This window comes from Lachnospiraceae bacterium JLR.KK008 (assembly GCA_037015955.1).
In the GTDB taxonomy this organism is placed as follows: Bacteria; Bacillota; Clostridia; order Lachnospirales; family Lachnospiraceae; genus VSOB01.
The window spans coordinates 2,758,141-2,777,531 of sequence record CP143548.1; the positions used below are offsets into that span (position 1 = coordinate 2,758,141).

At 49.5% G+C, this 19,391-nt stretch carries 19 protein-coding genes; 2 read left to right on the forward strand and 17 right to left on the reverse strand.

Annotated features, from left to right (window positions below):
- Nucleotides 1-93 precede the first annotated feature (93 nt).
- The 17 genes from V1224_13615 to gmd all read right to left on the reverse strand — a co-directional run bounded on the left by V1224_13615 (nt 94) and on the right by gmd (nt 17,906).
- Entirely contained in the window at nt 94-1,827 is a 1,734-nt protein-coding gene (locus V1224_13615) for an ABC transporter ATP-binding protein (protein WWR15498.1), read from the reverse strand.
- Nucleotides 1,827-2,894, reverse strand: a complete 1,068-nt coding sequence (locus V1224_13620) for a glycosyltransferase family 52 (protein WWR15499.1) — start codon at nt 2,892-2,894, stop codon at nt 1,827-1,829. The genes V1224_13615 and V1224_13620 overlap by 1 nt, the downstream gene beginning before the upstream one ends.
- Complete coding sequence (locus V1224_13625) at nt 2,891-4,126, reverse strand: glycosyltransferase (protein WWR15500.1); 1,236 nt, start codon at nt 4,124-4,126, stop codon at nt 2,891-2,893. The genes V1224_13620 and V1224_13625 overlap by 4 nt, the downstream gene beginning before the upstream one ends.
- Entirely contained in the window at nt 4,104-5,399 is a 1,296-nt protein-coding gene (locus V1224_13630; GenBank protein WWR15501.1) for a glycosyltransferase family 4 protein, read from the reverse strand. The genes V1224_13625 and V1224_13630 overlap by 23 nt, the downstream gene beginning before the upstream one ends.
- Entirely contained in the window at nt 5,396-6,205 is an 810-nt protein-coding gene (locus V1224_13635; protein WWR15502.1) for a glycosyltransferase, read from the reverse strand. The genes V1224_13630 and V1224_13635 overlap by 4 nt, the downstream gene beginning before the upstream one ends.
- On the reverse strand, nt 6,206-7,312 hold the full coding sequence (locus tag V1224_13640; GenBank protein ID WWR15503.1) for an EpsG family protein: 1,107 nt from the start codon (nt 7,310-7,312) through the stop codon (nt 6,206-6,208).
- Between the two features lie 9 nt (nt 7,313-7,321).
- On the reverse strand, nt 7,322-8,101 hold the full coding sequence (locus tag V1224_13645; protein WWR15504.1) for a glycosyltransferase family A protein: 780 nt from the start codon (nt 8,099-8,101) through the stop codon (nt 7,322-7,324).
- Nucleotides 8,098-9,147, reverse strand: coding sequence for a hypothetical protein (locus V1224_13650; GenBank protein WWR15505.1), 1,050 nt, complete (start codon nt 9,145-9,147; stop codon nt 8,098-8,100). The genes V1224_13645 and V1224_13650 overlap by 4 nt, the downstream gene beginning before the upstream one ends.
- Nucleotides 9,148-9,200: 53 nt before the next feature.
- The gene (locus tag V1224_13655; GenBank protein WWR15506.1) at nt 9,201-10,559 is read right to left on the reverse strand and encodes an exopolysaccharide biosynthesis polyprenyl glycosylphosphotransferase; all 1,359 of its coding nucleotides are present in this window, start codon (nt 10,557-10,559) and stop codon (nt 9,201-9,203) included.
- A gap of 13 nt (nt 10,560-10,572) precedes the next feature.
- Entirely contained in the window at nt 10,573-11,325 is a 753-nt protein-coding gene (locus tag V1224_13660) for a glycosyltransferase family 2 protein (protein ID WWR15507.1), read from the reverse strand.
- A gap of 35 nt (nt 11,326-11,360) precedes the next feature.
- Nucleotides 11,361-12,293 carry a glycosyltransferase family 2 protein gene (locus V1224_13665; GenBank protein WWR17490.1) on the reverse strand — a complete coding sequence of 311 codons (933 nt, stop codon included), beginning with the start codon at nt 12,291-12,293 and terminating at the stop codon, nt 11,361-11,363.
- 63 nt (nt 12,294-12,356) lie between these two features.
- A complete protein-coding gene (locus tag V1224_13670) occupies nt 12,357-12,524 on the reverse strand; it encodes a hypothetical protein (GenBank protein WWR15508.1) in 168 nt (55 codons plus the stop codon).
- A gap of 15 nt (nt 12,525-12,539) precedes the next feature.
- Nucleotides 12,540-14,165, reverse strand: coding sequence for a DUF6077 domain-containing protein (locus V1224_13675; GenBank protein ID WWR15509.1), 1,626 nt, complete (start codon nt 14,163-14,165; stop codon nt 12,540-12,542).
- Between the two features lie 54 nt (nt 14,166-14,219).
- Nucleotides 14,220-14,618, reverse strand: a complete 399-nt coding sequence (locus tag V1224_13680) for a sporulation initiation factor Spo0A C-terminal domain-containing protein (protein ID WWR15510.1) — start codon at nt 14,616-14,618, stop codon at nt 14,220-14,222.
- Nucleotides 14,619-14,718: 100 nt separating this feature from the next.
- On the reverse strand, nt 14,719-15,777 hold the full coding sequence (locus V1224_13685; GenBank protein ID WWR15511.1) for a mannose-1-phosphate guanylyltransferase: 1,059 nt from the start codon (nt 15,775-15,777) through the stop codon (nt 14,719-14,721).
- 91 nt (nt 15,778-15,868) lie between these two features.
- Entirely contained in the window at nt 15,869-16,810 is a 942-nt protein-coding gene (locus V1224_13690; GenBank protein WWR15512.1) for a GDP-L-fucose synthase, read from the reverse strand.
- Nucleotides 16,811-16,820: 10 nt separating this feature from the next.
- Complete coding sequence (gene gmd, locus V1224_13695) at nt 16,821-17,906, reverse strand: GDP-mannose 4,6-dehydratase (GenBank protein ID WWR15513.1); 1,086 nt, start codon at nt 17,904-17,906, stop codon at nt 16,821-16,823.
- Between the two features lie 126 nt (nt 17,907-18,032).
- Between gmd and V1224_13700 the strand changes: the two genes are divergently transcribed.
- Complete coding sequence (locus tag V1224_13700; protein WWR15514.1) at nt 18,033-18,872, forward strand: AraC family transcriptional regulator; 840 nt, start codon at nt 18,033-18,035, stop codon at nt 18,870-18,872.
- A 53-nt stretch (nt 18,873-18,925) separates the two neighbouring features.
- A complete protein-coding gene (locus V1224_13705) occupies nt 18,926-19,384 on the forward strand; it encodes a divergent PAP2 family protein (GenBank protein WWR15515.1) in 459 nt (152 codons plus the stop codon).
- The last annotated feature ends 7 nt before the right edge of the window (nt 19,385-19,391 follow it).

The following is a 19,391-nucleotide window of genomic DNA, read 5'->3' on the forward strand; positions in this document are numbered from 1 at the left end:
CCATACTCCTACAGAACGCTGCGCAGATGCTCCCTGGCTTCCTGCGACTTCATATATTGTACACTTACCTCAAATTCTTTCAACGATTTTCCATCACCGTTCCCTGCGTATCCCGCCGTTTTCTACCCGGTACACCAGATCACATTTTTCGATCGTCTGCAGTCTGTGGGCGATAATGATAAGTGTCTTCCTGCCCTGGAAGCGATTGATCGACTCCATGATCGCCGCCTCGGTGTCGTTGTCCAGCGCGGAAGTCGCCTCGTCAAGAATCAGCACTTCCGGGTCATTGTATAGCGCGCGCGCAATGCCAATGCGCTGTCTCTGTCCCCCGGAGAGGCGGATACCGCGCTCTCCGATGCCCGTATGAACACCTTCCGGCAGTGTCTTTACAAATTCATCAAGCTGCGCTTCCTTGAGCGCATACCATAATTTTTCCTCGTCGATCTCTTCCTCACGGATGCCAAACGCGACATTCTTCCGTATATCATCGTCAAGCAGAAAGATCATCTGCGGAATATAGCCGACATTTTTCAGCCATCCGCGATAGTCCGTCATCACATTCGTGCCATCCGCACAGATCGTTCCCTCCTTCACTTTCAGCAGACCGAGCAGAATATCGACGATCGTCGTCTTACCGGAGCCGGAGCCGCCGACAATACCGACGGAACTGCCCACCGGGATCGTCATCTGCGCATGGTCAAAGATGAGCTTGTCCGTATTGGGATAGGCAAACGTAATATCCTGTAAGGTAATCTCCCGCTCTACCGGCATCTTTTCCCGGTCCTGCGCGTATGACAGATCAATGTTTTCCTCGCTCGTCTCCTCCAGCAGGTTATCGCTGACATTCATGAAAAAGGGCTCATAATAGGCGAGCTGGGTCAACTGGTTGTTAATACGGTTGGCGGAGGGCATAAGCCGCACTGCCGCCATGGCAAAGGCGGACAACGCCGGCATCATCTCCGTCAGGTCCTTTCCCGACAGCACGATCACAAGCATATAGGCGACCATACCGGCAATACAGACTGTCTCAATCAAAAGTTTCGGCGCATTGCTGAACAGGTTCAGCCGCTCCATGGCTGCTACATAATGCGTCCCGCGCTCGGCATACTCGCCGATAAAATAATTTTCCCGGCCCATAATCTTAATCTCTTTGATGCCGCCCACCGTCTGCGAGAGCCATTGATAGATCAGGCTGCTATAATCCTGATTCTCTCTTCCGGTGCGGTGCATGATCGGTTTGATCACTTCCTTGACAACGACGAGCGTCACCACAAGCAGCCCTGCAATCACGAGCGTCATTTTGAAATCGACAACGAGCAGCGCCACCGCCAGCATAAAGAACACAATACATTCCGAAATGATCTGCAGGAGCGAGAGAATGAGCAGATAAGCATTGACAACATCCGCGGCAATGATACGCTGGATCGTCGACGTCTCAATATTCAGGTAAAACTCATAGTCTCTCTTGACAAAGCTGCGCAGCATCTTTTCCTGCGTCTCAAACTGATTTTTGTATACAAAACGGTACATCACTTTCTGCTGCAGGAACAGAAACAGATTTTTAAAGACGAACGCCGCTACCATCGCCGCCATGACAAAGACAGTAAACTGCCTTGGACTGCTCATATGGAGCCCCCGGTAAACGCCGGCCATGATCTCGTTTTTTTCCACCGCATCCGGGCTGATCACAAGTGTCATCACCGGTATGATCAAAGAGATGCTCGCCGTCTCCAAAAAGGCGCCAAATACCATCATCACCAGCAAAAGCCCCATCGTCCGTTTCTGTTTTCCATTCATGATCACCATGAGTTTGCGATAAATTTTCATTATACTGTTCTCCAATTATGATTTTCCGGGTCCTCATATTTATCCCAGAACGTATCGCCAAGATTGATCTTCTCGTCCGCGAAGTCGATTGTGTCCAGCGCCGTTGTGGCAATGGAAATCACTTTCCGAAAGTGCACCCCTTCCACAAAATTGAGCACTTCCACCGGAAATCTTCCTTTGATCACTGTGCAGTCGGGCCGCAGCTTCCCATAGTCGATCAGATCCCGCGGATGAGGTTTGATCACCACATGGCAGCCCTGACAGTAGTCCCGGATAATATCATGGCAGATATGCACTCTTGCCTCCTCCGACTTCGGGTGAGGCTGTGTCAGAAATAAAATGCAGTCACCCGACGCCTTTTCTCCGAGCTCCCGCAGAAATCCCCCGGCATCTTCCATAAAGATGCGCAACATCGTTCGTTTCTGGCCGGAAGTCAGACCAAGCTCCAGCGGTTTTCTCGGCACAACCTTATATTTCGGACACCTGTGACGCAGACACGAGAGATCATTGATCTCCATATCCAGACAATACTTGCCATAGCCGTTCTGGATAAAGATTACGTTTTTGGAAGCCAGAAAGGCTTTCAGTTTAAAGTGCCCCCTGTTGTCATAGTGAGCGCCGTCGAGATATTTCAGACAGTCGAGACCATCCTCCATGGCATGATAGTAAATATGTTTGTAATTCAGGTAATAACCGATCGGATCGCTGTCGCAATAGACATAAATATCCTGATACTGCCGGAAGTCAATCGTCATATAGGGTTCTTCCAGTCTGGCCAGCTTTTTGGTATAGACGATCCGGTTATAGAGATGCCTCACGATATTATGGTATGACTTTTTATATTTCGCCAGCTCCGGGAAATGACTGTCACGCTTCTCGTCAAGCAAAAAGACGCTGCCGAATACCCCGGAAGCCTCCAGCCGTTCCTTCAGACCGGAAAAATCGGTAGACATTGTGCTGAGCGCAATATCCGCCTGCCCCTGCTCTTCCTGCGGCAGATTCCATTCTTTCAGCAAAGAGACATAGACATTATAAAAAGTATGGCACACATAGATTCGTTTTTTCATCTTTCAACCTTTCCGGAGCCTGTTTTATCCTCCGACCATCTGTTGCTTTTTTCTGCCCGCGTATAAGCATACCCTGCCCGCGGAGAGATGACGGCCGCCTTGCTCAATGGCCCTTCTCTGTTATAACAGGGCTTTCCGGCCAGGATTCCTTCCGCGAATTTCAGCAGGCTTTCCGCCGCAAACTGCGGATTCCACAATCTGACAATCGTGTCATATGCCTTCCTACCAAGATGCCTGCAAAGCTCCCTGTCTCTGACAAGCCGCTCTCCATATTCCAGAAATTCCCGAAGATTTTTATCGGCATAGACCATGCCGTTTTTTTCATGCTTCAGTAAAAACGGCACCGCACCGATCTTCGCATCGGCAATGACGGCGCAGCCGCTGTTCATCGCCTCGTTGATAACCGCGCCCCATCCTTCCAGATAATTGCTCGTCATCAGGAATATATCTGCCCGTTCCATATAGCCACGCACTTCCGACGGGTTTTGGTAGCCGGTAAATGTGACCTTTTCCTGCAGGCCGTTTTCCCGTACCTGCGCCCGCAAACTCTCGTCCAGCTCACCGCCGCCAGTCATCGTCAGATGAAAGGGCAGCCCCTTCTCCTGTAAACGCTGTGCCAGCATAAGCGGATATTCCGGGTGTTTCAGCGGCAGAAAACGCCCCGCAAACAAAAGCTCCACCGGTTTTCCCGATGCGCCGGGCTTGCCGGACATCAGCTCCTCCATCTCATAGTACCTCGTTTCGGTAAAATATCCCCACTGATACATCCGGTCCGGATAGGCCCGCACAATATGAAAATCCGAGGCCACATAAGCGCCCGAACATAGTAACCAGACATTTTTCTTCCGATACCTCGTATGATCCCGGTATTTCTTCAGGAGTCCCCTCGGAGAGACGGCCTTCCACTGCCCCTCCCGGTACAGCCGTTCGCTGTAACGGATGACAGGCCGCCCCAGCCGCAGCCGCTCCTCGATATATCGCTCATCCTCCACGCCGCCGAATACGACAATCTCACTCTCACGCACCAGCTTGCCGCACACATCCGGCTCTTCATACCAGCATTTCAGATACGGCAGCAGATCTCTTTTGACATTCCAGCCCATCTGCGCCCGCTCCTGCTCCATCTGCTCTGTCTGAATAAAGCAATAGTCCTCTCCCAGTTTTCCATACAGCAGATCAGCGATCGGTATTTGATGATGATTGATATAATTAGACACAAAGGTAAATTTCATGGTAGATCTCCATCAGCCGTCTGTAATTGCTCTGCGGGTCGTGGGTACGCAGTGCGTGCGCTCTGGCTGCCCGCGCCATTTCCAGCACAGCCGTTTCCTCTCTCTCATCGAACATAAAGCAGATATGCTGCGCAAGAGCATCCGTATCTGCCGGCTCGTACAGGAAGCCTTCTTTTCCGGCTGTCAGCATATTATGGACGCCGCCAACATCTGAGCTGACGACCGGCATCCCCAGAAGCATCGCCTCCCCTACCGAATTCGGCGAGTTCTCAATCGCGGACGGGGAGACAAAGACATGGCTCCGCAAATACTGCTCCAGCATCTGGTCGGCATCAAGCCGTCCGAGAAAGGTCACTGCCTGCTGCAGATGGTATTTCCCGATCAACTCCCGCAGGTATTTTCCATAATTCGATATTTTGATCTTTTCCCTGACAGTGTTAAAGCGGGTGATTTCGTCACCTGCCACATATACGTGCGCCCCCGGATAACGCTCCAGCACTTTCGGCAGTGCTTCCAGCATATAGTGCAGTCCCTTGATCGGATAGTTGCCCTGACTCAAAAAAATGCTGAACCTGCGGCAATGCCGTCTGTCCCACTGCGCTCCGTAAAACTGTGGCCGCAGCGTCTCATTCATAAAATGATAGGATGCGTCCGCATTGACGGCCGCCGTCCATTTTTTATCCCAGTCAGTCCGCCCGGTCACATGCGCCGCGCGGCTGATCGCTTCCTTCTCATATTCTCCGCGCCTGCGGTATTTTTCCTGCTGCTGCAACAGATTATCCTTCCGCAGGAAATCCCGCAGCAAAGTCCGCCTGCAGATCCGCTGCGGCAGATCCGCCATATAAGCATCCGCATAGACAAAGCACAGCCCCTGAATACCGATCAGCGTGCGCTGCGGCCTGTCAAAGGCCCTTGTCATCGCCAGCGTATGCGGATATTCTGTGCCGAAACAATGAACGATGTCCGGCTCGAAATCCTCTATAATCTTTTCCAGAGCCGTCTCCAGGGCAGCGTCATAATTTTCCGGATGGACCATATCCTCCGGAAATCCGTAGTAGGCAAGTGCGCCGGCCCTGCCCCGTATCGGCTCCCCGTCCACCGGAAAACAGATACCGAGCTCCATCTCTTTATCCCCTTCGCTCCCGATCATCGCAGCCAGACCGGACAGCCACCCTTCCTTATTGCTGGCAGGAAACCCCAGACTCCTGGCAATGGCCGGAAGCATAATATTGCAAAGCCATAATACTTTCATTGCTCTTCTCTTATCTTTCATCCTTCTTTTCGCGCATAAATGCAGGCCTTTGCTTTATGATAAATACCGGACAGTTTTTCACTCTGTGCAATCTTCGTCCGCAGCGGTGCAAGTGTGACTGTCATCAGGAAACGATATTTCAGAATCTGGCGTCTGCTCATATATTTGTTTACGATCTCTTCATGCTCTCTCCTGGAACGTTTTCTGTTTTCTTTCGTCTCCGAAAAGCCGCCGCCCTCATAGGAAGCGACTACAATCCGCATTGCCGCAGGGCGTACGCCGTCCTCAAAATAGCAGCCAAGAAAATGTTCGTAATCGGCCCGCACCTTATACTGCGGCTGATAACGCCTGCGTTTCATCAGCACCCCGCTGTAGAAGCACGCCTGATGACAGGGCACATTCCGGTAACAGGCAAAAGCATTGATATGGGGATTGGAAATGACTTTCGCCGATACGTTCCGGTTATAAATATCACCATAGTAAATTTCCGTGGACGCCTTATCCGTAGCAATCCATGCGTTTACCTTCTCCAGCACCTTTTCGTCATAAAAGTAATCGCCGCAGTTTAAAAATATCACATAGTCGCCCGTTGTCAGCGAAATCGCCTGATTCATGGCGTCGTAAATCCCCTTATCTTTCTGACGGACAATGCGGAGCCGTTCATCCGCGGGCAGTCTCTCCACGTAACCATCCCCGGACATTCCGTCCTTGACAATGATTTCATAGTTGGAATAGCTCTGTCTGAGCACGCTGTCCACCGTACGCAATAATTCCTGTCCCGCATTCAGACAGACGATGACGACGCTGAACGTGATCTGTTTTACCATTTATACCGCCTTTCCGGATATACCTCCCGGGAATATCCATGTGTGATAGGGCACGATCCGCACAAGCGGGTCCTGCGCCTTGATCAGAAAGATCACAAAATAAAGCACCGCCGCCCCGATTACCACAACCCGCCAGAACCTGCGCTGTGATACGGACGGTATCTGCCTGATCACGGAAGGAAGCAGAAAAATATGTCCCGCCGTCATATAATATCCCACTCTCGATATTTCCGGCACAAAGGACCCGCAGGTATACAAAAGCAGGGCAAACAGATTCAGGTGAAAATAAAACCGGTTCTGCCTCTGACCGGCAATCGCCGCCCGATAATAGAGCAGGGTGAGGAAAAAGACTCCGATAATCCTGATAATATTAATTACAGAAGTGCCGCCATCCAAATAGGACGTATTCTCATAGCTTGGATACAATGCCACGATCACCCGCAGATAAAAATCTCTCAGCACAAGACCACTCACGGCAAACAACGCCAGGACAATGAAGTGCCACCGCTTCCACGTCAGATTCGCCAGCAGATAAATCGGAATGACAATAAGTACCGACTTATGAATGGTAGCCGTCGGCAGGATCAACAGCAAAAACTTGCCATACTGACGTTTGAGCACATATTTCATCGAAAACACTGCCACCGACCAGGCGAGGTAATAGCGCACCGTGTTCAGGCTCTGGAAATAATAGCTAAGTGTCATAAACAGAAAAAAAGAAAAAAGAAACTGTTCGCTCTGGTCATATACCGCCTGAAGCATAAAGCAGATCGTCACAAAGGCAAAAAGGGCGAAAATCGTCAGCCTGGTATCAATCCCAAATAAAGACTGCATCGCCAGCACGATAAGATTAAACCCAAATTCTGTTGGCACGACCTGCTTCAGAGGAATCAGATGAAAAAACTCTTCATAACGGCTGTAATCATTTCCTACCTGATAACGACAGGCAGACACCGCAAATAACAGCAAAAAAAGCGCAAGCAGGCAGACCCGGTTACAGGCCTGTTGTCTCGTCATAAGACAGCCCCCCGCCATTGTGTCTTCCTGCTTTCTCACCAAAGCCGCTATTCCCACTGTGACGATCGTCAGTATGATATATACAGTCATGGCTCTCCTCTATTTTCTCGCTTCCTTCAGCCCCTGACACATCAGTTCATAAGCTTTCTTCACTGGTATCTCCCGGCACATGACCGCCCTGTGCGCCAGCAGAAAACGCATGGCCACAGGCTTTGCCAGCCTGCCATATAAATGTTCATACAACACACCCCGGTCAAAGAAAAACTTCTCATGATACCCGGAAAACCAGGTTGACTCCCGTTCCTGCTCTCTGCCAATCGTAACAGGTGTTTTGTATACTCGCATACCGCTCCTGATACAATCGCGGATAAACAAACTGTCTTCCCCGTTGCTGTACCGGGCGCCGCCGCCGAACAGCAATGAATAACAAATGTTTTTTCTGTGTACTGTCTCCGTGCGCATGGCAAAGCTATAGGCCGGATAGCGGCCACAGTTATAAAGTCTCACTCTCTCATAGGCATCATTGTGATAAGTCCGTCTGGCCTCGCACACTTCCACATTAAAGAGAAGCATGTCCGCCTCCGGATGACGTTCGAACTCCCCGATGATCTTCTTCTCATACCCGTCTTCATAGATGATGTCTTCATCAGAAAACAGGCAGAGATCTCCATCAGCGCGCATCAGCGCGTTGTTGCGGCTCAGACCGACCCCTTTTTCCTTCAGGCTGTAGGCTCTGATCAGGTACCCGCCCCGTCTGATCTCCTCATAACCAAAATGATCACATTGGTTAATCAGCACCGCGTCACAATTCACATTCATCTTATCTACGAGCTGCGCCGGTATCTGATCGACCGCGGAGATGAGCTGCTGAAGTCTCATAGTCTCTCCCTCTCTTCCCTGCCTGCCTCCGGCTCCATACTGCTGTTCCTTCTATATTTTCTGCCGGCTCTGCCGAATGTCGCAAAATACAGACGGTAAAGTTTCAGATCCGCGTCGGTGATTACCGCTCCCAAAATTATATCATTATTTAACTTTATTTCTGCAATCCACCGCTCCAGTAGCTTGCCGTTGCCGCTTCCGTAAGGGATGTGCAAAATGACACCTCTGCCGCCTCCGGCTTCATCCGGCAGGGCAATTTTCGGATTTCCTGTTTCTATATAAATAACATCCGGTTTATCTGCTGTTACAAGGCGGATATGTCGTTCCAGCGCCTCTTTGCCCGCCTCCTCATTTCCGGTAAACGTCACACCGAGCACCGGATACCCATACCGCTTTTCAAAATCGGTCGGCACATAGACGGAGTCATCTAATATACAGGCAAGCGCCAAACCGATCAAAGAGGCCAGGAACCCGCCGCCCGCACCTGCAATCACCGCACGCACCGTCTCATCTGCCACTGCCAGCAGCGCCGAATGGCCATGCTCAATGACTTCGATCTTCTCAAATTCAATCATCTCTTTCCCAAAACGAACCAGCGCTTCTTCCGCAGCCCGCAAAATACTGTCGGTCTCCGATTGATCATGGGTCGTTACCGTGACAGTTAGCAGCCGGATGTCAGAGAGTATATCAGCCGTTATTGAATCTCTGACCGTTTCCCGCGTCATTCCGGCAGGTACTCCTTCCATGATCTTATCCAGGATTGGCTCCGTCCCCATCAGATCATTCCATGTGTAGCCATTATAATACTGATAGGCGTCTCCGTCGTCATCTTCATCAAATGTTAAATATAGTTTTGATATTCCCTGATACTCTCTGGCAGGCGCGTAGACGACATGGATCACGAAATAAAGGCCGCCGCCCAGAACCGCCCCAGCCAGCGCACAGACGATAGCGATCCATATTTTTCTGCGGTACAGCAGGGCCGTCAGTTTAATATCCAGTCCTTCTCTCATCCATTCTCTCTCTGTCATACTTTCCTCATCCATTCCCAACCGCTGCCTCCCGTCTGCCCACCCTTTCGCAGGACCTCCGTGAGCCGCTATTTCTTCAGCGCCGTTGTCTGACTCGTTTCCACGCCTTCCGTACTGTCCGGTTTAAACAGAATCTTCAATGTCAGAAGCATCAGTTTGATGTCCAGCCACACAGAATAGTTCTCAATATAAAATAAATCCAGTTTTAACTTATCATAAGGCGTCGTATTGTATTTTCCATATACTTGTGCATATCCGGCAAGCCCCGCCTTGACCTTTGTCCGGAATACAAACTCGGGCATGTCCTCCAGATATTGCCGGATGATCTCCGGCCGCTCCGGTCTTGGTCCGATAAACGTCATCTCGCCTTTTAATATATTGAATAGCTGTGGCAGCTCATCAATTCGTACCATGCGGATAAATTTGCCAATCGGTGTGATCCGGTCATCGTTTTTGGACGCCAGGCGTGCCACCCCGTCTTTCTCCGCATCCACCTTCATACTGCGGAATTTCATAATATAAAACTGCTTCATATCTCTCGTACAGCGGATTTGCTTATAGAACACAGGCCCTCTGTCATAAACTTTAATGGCCGCCGCTGTCAGAAGCATGATCGGAGAAGCGATCACACACAGAAGCAGAGAACAGACAAAGTCGATCATCCGCTTGACCAGTCTCTGTTCCACGCTCAATACATATTCCCTCGTAAGCAGGATCGGTGTGTCAAACAGATGGAGCTGATCGGCTCCCTTGATAAGAATGTCCGGTATTTTGGGCATAATATAGACGCGGATTCCCTGTCCAAAACAGAATTTATAGATTTTATTGCGAATCCCTGCCGGAATGTCCCACAATACAACGCCGTCATATCCGGTCGTTTCCTGACAGATCGCTTCTATCCCCACACCGATGTGAACACACTTATTGACATGATATTTATCTTTTCTTGAAGCAAATTTCTGCAAAATATCCTCTACCGGCCGGTCCCCATGTACAAGAAGAAGGGAACGCGGAGAAAAGATCCGCTTATAGAGCGCCGAGCTTCCCGCCGTCCACAAAAGAATGACCGCCGCCTCAGAAAATGTCATATAAAACATCGGCCTGATGTCAAGAAATCCGCGAACCATCAGACACATCTGTAAATACGTGATCGCATTGACGCAGACCGTTGCAAAGATCTGAGAAAACAGCACTTCTCCTGACCGCAGATACCCGATACGCATCCCTCCGTACATCTGCGAGAAAAAAAATAACAGCACACCATATACAAACAGCATCAGCAGATGTCCCTTAAAATAAAACTTCAGATACATCCGCTCACTGTAATAGCCATACCAGAACAACGCATACACGCCCATCTGCAAAGCAATGCAGATGGAAGACATGGCGATCAAAATCAGTCTTTTATAAGTTTCCAGTTTTCTCATAAAACCTGTCTCCTCAAACTCTGCGCCAAACGGCACGGACCGCATAAAACACAAAGTTATAAAAACTGTACGGTACGGACAGTCTCTCTACCTGCCGATAGAGATGCCAGATCCTGCGGACCGCCTCCACCTTATTGGAAGAGAGCGTGCCTGTGCTTCTGCGGTAAAGAACCAGATTTTCGTCGAGTCCATATGCCGTATACCCGTGGCGCAAAATGTTCCACCATGTTGCCGTATCTTCACTTTTCACAAGCGGCATTCTCATCAGTTCTCTGGGAATGCACTTTGTATCAAGCAACACAGTGGAGGTAAAAATCGTCGTATTTTTTAAAGCCTGCCGATAGCAAAGCGTCTGCGGTACTCTGACAATCGTGCCGGTTCCCTTCCCCGTCTCATCAGCAAATTCATAGCCGCCAAAGACAAACCCTGCCTGTTTTTCTTCCATCAATGTCAGCTCCGCCGAAAGCCGCCGTGGCTTCCACAGGTCATCGGCATCCAGAAAAGCAATATATCTGCCGGCCGCTTCCTGCAGCCCCCGGTTTCTGGCCGCTGCCGCCCCCTGATTTTTTGTCTGACGGATCACTCTGATCCTTTTATCCGAAGCGGCGTAGCGCTCCATAATCAACGGACTTCCATCCGTGGAACAGTCGTCTACCAAAAGCAGCTCCCAGTCCGTCTCTTCCTGATCGATCACAGAGAGGATCGTCTCCTCCAGAAAAGCCTGGACATTGTAGACCGGAACAATAATACTCACTTTTGCTTTCATATGTCTTTCTCTTTCTCCTTCCTGTTACGGAATGATCAGAGTTCTTCCCTTACAAGATAAATTGGTCTGTTTTTCACTTCCATATACATTTTGGATAAATATTGGCCCACGATTCCCAGACACATAAGCTGCACGCCGCTGATCAGAGAGATAATACAGACAAGCGACGGCCAGCCGGAAGTCGGATCCCCGAATATGACTGTCCTTACGATCGTAAATAAAATCAGCACAAAAGCCAGCAGACAAAACACCAGCCCGATCACGGACACAAAGGCCAGTGGCATCGTCGAAAACGCCAGAATCCCGTCGAGGGAATAGAGAAACAATTTCCAGAAGTTCCATTTTGTTTCCCCTTTGAGGCGCTCCACATTCTCATACTCCAGCCATTTCGTCCGGTAGCCAACCCAGCCAAAGATTCCTTTTGTAAAACGGTTATATTCCGGCATCGAAAGAATCGCATCAACCACGGCCCTTCTCATCAGCCGATAGTCTCTGGCCCCGTCAACGAACTCCGTCTGCGAGATTCTCTGCATCAGACTGTAAAATCTCCGCGCAAAAAAGGAACGGATCACCGGCTCACCCTTGCGCGTCACCCGCCTGGTAGCCACAGAATCATATCCCTCTTCCTCAAGATAATGAAGCATCTCCGGGAGAAGAGCGGGTGGGTCCTGCAGATCGGCGTCCATCAGCACGATATAGTCCCCCGACGCTTTCTTCAGCCCTGCATAGATACCGGCCTCTTTCCCGAAATTTCTGGAAAAAGACACCATATGGACTCTGCTGTCCTTCTGATATAATTTTTTGATCTCCGCTACCGTCCCGTCCCTGGAACCGTCATCCACATAGATCAGCTCAAGTGCAACGTCCCGTTCCTGCAAGGCCGCTTCCTGTTTCAGCAGTTCCTCATAAAAATAAGGCACATTTTCCTCTTCGTTATAGCAGGGAACAATCACACTCAGCAGTTTCATCCTTTTTATTTTCTCCATTGTTTTTAATAATACGCAGTGCCGCGTCTTGCTTCGCAGTGCCGCTCAATTCCGCTTCGCTAAAAATGCTTCCGTACAAGTACGGCGCATTTTTACTCTGTCTTTTTTCTCACTGCTCATTGCCTGCCTGCACAGTATACCATGTCCTCCGGACATGCGGCTGATGCCATCCGGCAGTATAATATCTTTCGATATTATACCATATTCCTCCATTTTTGGAAAGAATGTCTATCGGCAGTAGACCGCGTAGTCTGTGGTCCCTTCGCTCTCCTCCCAGCCGTATTGGCGCTCGGCTTGCTCGCTCATCCGTTCCCGCATGACGAGAATATTACATTTGAGCTCTGCAGCTATGGCTGCTATCGTGTCCGGCTGCTCATAGTCGATCTTCATCTGCTCATACAGAATCAGCTCTTCCTCCGTGTATACGTCTGCGATCTCCCTGTTGCAGCCACTATACCATAAGTCCTTGCCATAAGGCAGTGTGATCTTTTCATTGCGTATCCTCGCCTGTTCCATCACTGATGCCGGTGCGGCCAGCATAACTCTCCCTTCATAATTATCCGCAAGAGCTGTTATTTTATCCTGTATTTCTTCATCTGCCTGAGAAACATGCCATTTTTTCAACAGCTCTGCCTGAAAGGGAAGCAGCGTGCCTGTCATACAGATAAAAATAACAAAACCGGCCAGTACAGTCCTGCCCTTCTGCCACTCCTGCGCCACACCCCAGATACAGGTGCCGGCATAGGCTGCGCCGAGAACTACAAGCGCATTTCCCGAGATCAGCCCCAGCAAAAGACAGACTGCCAGGAAAAACACTTCCTGCTTCCTCCACTGTTTTCCGGTCTTCTCTCTCACCAGATACAAAGCAAGCACAGACAACAGGAGCAGCCCCCACTGTCTTCCGGTATCACCGTCCGTATAGGCAAAGCTGTCCGGCGAAAAGAGCGGCTTTGTAAAGAGCAGTCCGCAGAGAACCAGAGCGGCACCGATTCCTCCGTATATCCGCTCTTTTTCCACAAACAAATAATATCCGATACAGACACCAAAAGGAACGACAACCGCCGCAGCCATTGCCGTCCCTTTCCACCCGCCATGGAGCAGAGTATATGCGTAGGAAGACGTTTCTGCGTCCCCCATAATCGTCAGCAGCGCCATAAAAATAAAAAACATCCGCCTTTTCTCTTTCTGTTCACCGAAAAAAAGCCGTCCGCATTCCCACAAGACCGCATAATTCATCAGCAGCACCCACAGAGGAACCGCATAGTACAGAAAATGGTCAAGAGGCAGACCGCACAGATAGCACAGAGCGCTGTATAAAAGCGGCAGAGATGCAAACTTATAGAGAGGATACATCCCGTATCGCAGCAGTTGCCCGGTGACCGGATTATATCGGAATATCGTATCCGTCAGCGTTGTCACTGAAATCGTCTCCGCCATCGTATCGCTCCCCGTATCCGGTATGTACAGAAAATAACAGGCAATCTGCATGAGACACAAAAGAACAAGCATGGCAATCTCCACACGCTGCCGCATCCGGCCGCAGTTGCTTCCCTGCTTCCATGTAAAATATCTCCTGATCTTCTGATACAGTCCTGCTGCCTGCCTGCCGTTTAGCAGCAAAGAGAGCAGACTGCTCACAATGACAGCGATGCCGAGCATCTTACAGTAAAAAGTAAAACTGCATTCCAGTTTAACTGCAATGCAGGAGACGGTCTCCGCCAGCAAGAATAAAAACAAAAGTCCCATCATATAACACTGCGTCAGCATGACCGTCTCTTTTTCTTTTTTCAGTCTGATCAACGTAAGCCCCTGTATCACAGGAAGTATGGTAACGCATAATAAAAACCGTATCATTTTTTTCCTCGGTATGTTTCTCTGATTCTAAAAGTTATCATTTGTCCCGCTGTTTTATGCCATCATCATAATCAAATCTCTGCTTCTGATGTCCAGCCTGACCTTATCTGCGATCCTGGCAATGTATTCACTGTTTGTGGGACGGCCTTTCCCCTCCGCAGCGCAGTATCCGAACAGTTTTTCAAAGGTATCCTGATTTCCCCGGCTCCAGGACACTTCGATGGCATTTCTGATCGCCCGCTCTACCTTCTGTCCTGTCGTCTTAAAATATTTGGCAATCTCAGGATACAGAAGTTTGGTCACACTGTCCACCGTCTCCAGATCCTGCTGGGATATGATGATCGCCCTGCGCAGATAATGATATCCTTTTAAGTGCGCCGGGACTCCCATGTCCAGCATCAGTTTTGTCACATAGCGTTCCAATTCGACGGCATCTGTTTCGCTGCTCTTCATATTTTCTCCCTTTCCTTCCTATTTTGGTGATTTGCCCTGCTTCCTGGTAAAATCATAACAAAAGAGAGATTTTTTGTAAATTTATAAATATCGCCGGATTTTACAAATAGTGCGTTTTTCCGTCAGCTTCCAGCCCTTCTACGATCTTTTTCACGTCCTGGGCTCTGCTTTTGTCACTGACAAGCACAATATCATCCGTCTCCACCACAATCAGGTTTTCCACGCCGTTTAAGACGATCAGCCTGTCTGTGCCATAACTGATACAGTTTTTCGTATGCAGCCGGATCGTATCTCCATGCACCACATTGCCATTTTCATCCGGCTCATACAGCGCCTCGATCGTGTCCAGACTGCCCACATCATTCCAGCCGAAATCGCCCTCCAGCACAATCACATTGTCCGCCCGCTCCATAATACCATAATCGACAGAAATTTTGGGAATATGCGGATAAATTTTTTCGATCGTCTCCCGTTCCCGCTCTGTCCCCATACTGTCTCCAATTTCCATCAGGCAGGCATAAATGTCCGGCAGCAACTGTGCAAACCGCTTGAGGATCACAGAGGCCTTCCAGACAAACATCCCGCTGTTCCACAGATACCTGCCGCTGTCGAGATATTGCTGCGCCGTCTCCAGATCCGGCTTCTCCACAAATTCCTCCACCTCCGGGCTGTCCGCACGTTTCCTCCTGATATAGCCGTAGCCGGTTGCCGGGAACGTGGGCCTGATGCCGATCGTCACAAGCCTGTCAGACGTTTCCGCCTCCCGGATCGCCTGTTCGACCACGCTCCGGAACGCTTCTTCTTCCCTGATATAATGATCGGAAGCAAAGATCGCCATCACACCGTCTCCATATTTCCTGATGATCTCCATCGCCGCATAACCAATGCAGGCTGCCGTGTTACGCGCGGCCGGCTCACTGAGAATATGGTCCTCAGCCAGCCTTCCTCGGGCTGCCTCAAAGGTCAGAGCCGCATAGGCCGCATTCGTCACCACAAAAATATCTTCTTTCGCAATCACAGGGCTGAGACGATCGATCGTCTCATTGACCATCATCTCCTTTCCCGTCAGATTCAAAAACTGTTTCGGCAGGCGCTTTCTGCTCAGCGGCCAGAACCTCGTCCCGCTCCCTCCTGCCATAATGATTCCATATCGTTTCATCGTTGTCTGTCTTTCCTTTTTATTTTATCTTTTTGACCGCCAGTTCCCGCCGCCGCTGCCTGTCCTGCTCCCGGCTGCATCTGTCCCGGCATCACATTCTGGCACAGTCCACATGTTCGCGGAACCAGTCATAGGCCAGTCTGACTCCCTCTTCCAGTTCCACCCTGTGCGTCCATCCGATCGCATGTAATTTCGACACATCTGTCAGTTTTCTTGGTGTGCCGTCCGGCATTTCTTTATTCCATACGATCTCCCCTTCATATCCTACCGTCTTTTTCACGAGCTCCGCCAGCTCCCGGATTGTCAGCTCCCTGCCGGTACCGATATTGACATGCTGTTCGCCATCATAGTGTTCCAGCAGATAGACGCAGGCATCCGCCATATCGTCGACATAGAGAAACTCCCGCAGCGGTGTCCCTGTTCCCCAGAGCTCCACTGTCGGGGTCCCCGACACCTTCGCCTCGTGGAATTTGCGAATCATTGCCGGCATCACATGAGAGCCGTTCAGTTCATAGTTGTCGTAAGGTCCGTACAGATTGGTTGGCATACAACTGATAAAATTATCTCCGTACTGTAATTTGAAAAACCGGCACATCTCCATGCCCGCAATCTTGGCGATGGCGTATGCCTCATTTGTCTTTTCCAGTGGCCCTGTCAAAAGCGCGCTCTCCGGGATCGGTTGGGGCGCCATCTTCGGATAGATACAGGTACTTCCGAGAAACAACAGTTTTTTTACATGATAGTCATGGCTGCATTTGACGACGTTACACTGGATCTGCATATTCTCATAGGCAAAGTCCGCCGGAGCCGTATTGTTGGCATTGATGCCACCTACTTTGGCCGCTGCCAGCACGACGACATCCGGTCTTTCTTCCTCAAAAAAACGTCTGACCGCCGCCTGATCAGTCAGATCCAGCTCATTGTGGGTACGCCCGATCACGTTCTCATATCCCTGCTCTTTCAAGCTGCGCACAATGGCGCTTCCTACCAGTCCTCTGTGTCCCGCTACATAAATCTTATCTGTCTTTTCCATGTTTTTCCCCTTATTTTGTCTGTTCCTTCTGTTCTCTCTGTTTCCTGTATGTCTTACAATCCATGCCGGCGATCACTTTCATATCGCTGTCCATCATCATCTCCACCAGCTTGTTAAAATCTACTTTCCGTTTCCAGCCAAGCTCCATCTCCGCCTTCGTGGAATTACCCCACAGAAATTCGACTTCCGCCGGGCGATAAAATTCCGGATTGATGTCGACGAGCAGCCTGCCGGTCTGCGCATCTATACCCTTTTCGTGGATGCCCTCGCCTTCCCAGCGGATCTTAATGTCAAGCTGGCCAAATGCAGCCTCCACAAACTCTCTCACCGTATGTGTCTCATTCGTGGCAAGCACATAGTCATCCGGCTTATCCTGCTGCAGCATCAGCCACATGCCCTCCACATAATCACCCGCGTAACCCCAGTCCCGCTTGGCGTTCATATTTCCGAGAGACAGCTTGTCCTGCTTCCCCGATACCATAGAGGCGATGGCAAGCGTGATCTTCCTTGTGACAAAGTTTTCTCCCCTGCGCGGAGACTCATGATTGAATAAGATACCGTTGCAGGCATACATATTATATGATTCCCGATAATTGACCGTGATCCAGTAAGAATACAGTTTTGCCACTCCATAAGGACTCTTCGGATAAAACGGTGTCTTCTCACTCTGCGGCGCCGTCTCCGGCAGCCCGCCAAACAGCTCGGAAGTAGACGCCTGATAATACCGACAGTTACCGCCGTTGACACGGATCGCTTCCAACAGCTTCAATGTGCTCGTGCCGGTCGCCTCCGCCGTATACTCCGGCACTTCAAAGGAAATCCCTACATGAGACTGGGCTGCCAGATTATACACTTCCGTAGGCCGTATCTCTGAGATCAGCCGCATCAGATTACTGGAATCCGTCGTATCGGCAAAATGCAGAAAAAATTTCACTTTATGATAATCGGACGCGATCAGATGATCGATCCTGTCTGTGTTGGAAATACTATGTCTGCGGATCAGTCCATGTACCTCATATCCTTTATCCAACAGAAATTCCGCCAGATAACTTCCGTCCTGACCTGTGATTCCTGTGATCAACGCTACATTGTTCATCCTCTATTCTCCTTCTTTTTCATTATTTTGCGATTTCTTTTTGTAGTATAACAATATATAATATCACTATCAACAAAATATATTGCCCTAAAATAATACAATATTGCTTTACATAAAGGATTAACCATGATAAATACATCCTCCGACAGGGTACTTGTGACCCCCTCTCCCTATGCAAAAGAACATTACCTGTATGTCCAGGAAATCGGCACTCTGCAAAGTCTCCACCCTCATATCAGCAAACGGCAAAACCTGTCTTCTCTGTTATTTTTCATCGTCACCTCCGGTCAGGGTACTCTGACTTACAGAGAACGTACCTGGCAGCTTCATCAGGGAGACTGCGCCTGGGTCGACTGTGCGCTACCCTACTCGCATGAGAGCAGTGTTTCTTCCCCGTGGGAATTGAAGTGGGTACATTTCTATGGGAAGGATGCGCCTGAATTTTATTCGCAGTTTCTCCTGCAAAATTCTCCCTGTGTTTTTACCCCCGGCAATCCGGCTGTTTTCAACGGCTGTCTTTCCGCTCTGCTTGAACTGTATAAAAAAAACGATCCTTACCGGGAACTGTTATCCCACAAATATCTGACACAGTTATGCACTACCTGCTTCCCGGAGAGCAAAAAACGGCTGTCCGACGCACATTCTGTCCAGAGTAAACTGATACAGATCCGAGAATATATTTTTTCCCATTATGCCGAAAAAATATCGTTGGATGAACTGTCACAGATTTTTTTTATCAGCAAATATTATCTCGTTCGGGAATATCGCAAATGTTTTGGCACAACTCCAGGCAACGACCTGATGGCCTGCCGAATCTCCCATGCCAAATCGCTTCTCAGATTCGACACGCAGAAAAACATAGAAGAAATTTCCGTTCTCTGTGGATTTCACAGTCCGGCCTATTTTATTAGAATGTTCAGACGCGCAGAAAATATGACACCTCTTGAATATCGTCGGAAATGGTAGTAAACTAAAAAGAGCTTTGTACTAAAATAACGACAGAAAGAATGAGAAAAACAATGAACTTTTTCAGAGGAATCGCCGCCAATCAAATATTTATTTCCGCCGCTCTCGGATGGCTGATCGCCCAGATCCTGAAGACGATGATTCACGCGGCGCTGACAAAAACTTTCAATGCCGAGCGTATGGTTGGCAGCGGCGGAATGCCCAGCTCTCACTCTTCCACCGTATGCGCCCTTGCCACTTCCGTCTATTTACATTACGGGAGTGCCGGCTTTGAATTTGCCATGGCAGCCTTTTTTGCCATCGTCGTTATGTACGATGCGATTGGCGTGAGAAGAGAAACCGGTATTCAGGCAAAAGTAATCAATGAGATGATCGCTCTTTTTTCCAATATGGGAAAAGGTCTCAGCATAGAAGATAACCTCAAGGAATTTATTGGGCACACTCCTTTACAGGTGTTGGCCGGCGCCCTTCTCGGCATTCTGATTGCTTTTCTCGTCGCGGGATTTTATTAGATGAGAT

What these genes read in the sequence shown, in the direction of transcription:
- V1224_13615 (WWR15498.1), bottom strand. Translation starts at nt 1,827, where the DNA reads ATGAAAATTTATCGCAAACTCATGGTGATCATGAATGGAAAACAGAAA.
- V1224_13620 (WWR15499.1), bottom strand. Translation starts at nt 2,894, where the DNA reads ATGAAAAAACGAATCTATGTGTGCCATACTTTTTATAATGTCTATGTC.
- V1224_13665 (WWR17490.1), bottom strand. Translation starts at nt 12,293, where the DNA reads ATGAAACTGCTGAGTGTGATTGTTCCCTGCTATAACGAAGAGGAAAAT.
- V1224_13645 (WWR15504.1), bottom strand. Translation starts at nt 8,101, where the DNA reads ATGAGACTTCAGCAGCTCATCTCCGCGGTCGATCAGATACCGGCGCAG.
- V1224_13680 (WWR15510.1), bottom strand. Translation starts at nt 14,618, where the DNA reads ATGAAGAGCAGCGAAACAGATGCCGTCGAATTGGAACGCTATGTGACA.
- V1224_13660 (WWR15507.1), bottom strand. Translation starts at nt 11,325, where the DNA reads ATGAAAGCAAAAGTGAGTATTATTGTTCCGGTCTACAATGTCCAGGCT.
- V1224_13640 (WWR15503.1), bottom strand. Translation starts at nt 7,312, where the DNA reads ATGACTGTATATATCATACTGACGATCGTCACAGTGGGAATAGCGGCT.
- V1224_13700 (WWR15514.1), top strand. Translation starts at nt 18,033, where the DNA reads ATGATAAATACATCCTCCGACAGGGTACTTGTGACCCCCTCTCCCTAT.
- gmd (WWR15513.1), bottom strand. Translation starts at nt 17,906, where the DNA reads ATGAACAATGTAGCGTTGATCACAGGAATCACAGGTCAGGACGGAAGT.
- V1224_13635 (WWR15502.1), bottom strand. Translation starts at nt 6,205, where the DNA reads ATGGTAAAACAGATCACGTTCAGCGTCGTCATCGTCTGTCTGAATGCG.
- V1224_13675 (WWR15509.1), bottom strand. Translation starts at nt 14,165, where the DNA reads ATGATACGGTTTTTATTATGCGTTACCATACTTCCTGTGATACAGGGG.
- V1224_13625 (WWR15500.1), bottom strand. Translation starts at nt 4,126, where the DNA reads ATGAAATTTACCTTTGTGTCTAATTATATCAATCATCATCAAATACCG.
- V1224_13690 (WWR15512.1), bottom strand. Translation starts at nt 16,810, where the DNA reads ATGGAAAAGACAGATAAGATTTATGTAGCGGGACACAGAGGACTGGTA.
- V1224_13630 (WWR15501.1), bottom strand. Translation starts at nt 5,399, where the DNA reads ATGAAAGATAAGAGAAGAGCAATGAAAGTATTATGGCTTTGCAATATT.
- V1224_13655 (WWR15506.1), bottom strand. Translation starts at nt 10,559, where the DNA reads ATGAGAAAACTGGAAACTTATAAAAGACTGATTTTGATCGCCATGTCT.
- V1224_13685 (WWR15511.1), bottom strand. Translation starts at nt 15,777, where the DNA reads ATGAAACGATATGGAATCATTATGGCAGGAGGGAGCGGGACGAGGTTC.
- V1224_13650 (WWR15505.1), bottom strand. Translation starts at nt 9,147, where the DNA reads ATGGATGAGGAAAGTATGACAGAGAGAGAATGGATGAGAGAAGGACTG.
- V1224_13705 (WWR15515.1), top strand. Translation starts at nt 18,926, where the DNA reads ATGAACTTTTTCAGAGGAATCGCCGCCAATCAAATATTTATTTCCGCC.
- V1224_13670 (WWR15508.1), bottom strand. Translation starts at nt 12,524, where the DNA reads ATGGAGGAATATGGTATAATATCGAAAGATATTATACTGCCGGATGGC.